The 716-nt window shown below is 35.6% G+C and carries 1 protein-coding gene; it reads left to right on the forward strand.

Translation table 11 applies throughout. The annotated features are described in order from the left end of the window. Positions 1-258: 258 nt before the first annotated feature. Positions 259-666, forward strand: coding sequence for a hypothetical protein (locus tag HMPREF0373_RS06200; protein ID WP_044963178.1), 408 nt, complete (start codon positions 259-261; stop codon positions 664-666). Positions 667-716: the final 50 nt, after the last annotated feature.

Raw genomic sequence — 716 nt, forward strand, 5'->3', positions numbered from 1 at the left:
GACTGATATAGGGGTGACTACGGAAGCACAGGCTTTAATTGAATTGGAAGGTGACGTGTCGCAAGATGGGATAGATAGCTGTTATTCAAAACTAGCACTGAACAATGATTATGAGGCTTTCTGGGATAAGCTATATTCGTATGCTGACAAGAACATGAAAAAATAAGTAAGATTTTGGCAAAAAGCCTTATTAGTGGAATAGTCCTTATTGCCATGAAGCCAGAGAGAAAAACGAATTTTTTGAGGAGGTATGGACTTATGACGAAAGAGCAGATAATTGTTGGATTGAAAAATGCGGCAAAACCATATGAAGAATATTATATTGAGGATGATCTGATAGATGCTATTAATCAATATCCAGAACCTTTTGAATTAGTGGAGCCGATTTTAGAAATCATAGCTACAAATCCACTGGTTGATTTTGGAATGCCGGGAGATCTGGTTCATTTTGTGGAGCAATTTTATAAACATGGGTATGAAGAATTACTGATTTCTTCGGTAAGAAAAAATCCAACTCCACATAATATATGGATGGTGCACCGCTGCTATAATGATATGAAAAATCCAAAGCGTGAAATGTTTGCTGAACTTATGCGCGATTTGAAAAATGATAGTTCTGTTTCAACGGAGATCAAAAGCAGTATTGATGAATTTGATTGGGAATGAAGTAAATTACATAAAGTTATAACATATGGAAAAATCCATACCGAAAGGGT

Source organism: Eubacterium ramulus ATCC 29099 (assembly GCF_000469345.1).
In the GTDB taxonomy this organism is placed as follows: domain Bacteria; phylum Bacillota; class Clostridia; order Lachnospirales; family Lachnospiraceae; genus Eubacterium_I; species Eubacterium_I ramulus.

Excerpts from the sequence above, each read along its gene's own strand:
- HMPREF0373_RS06200 (WP_044963178.1), top strand. The coding sequence starts at position 259 with ATGACGAAAGAGCAGATAATTGTTGGATTGAAAAATGCGGCAAAACCA.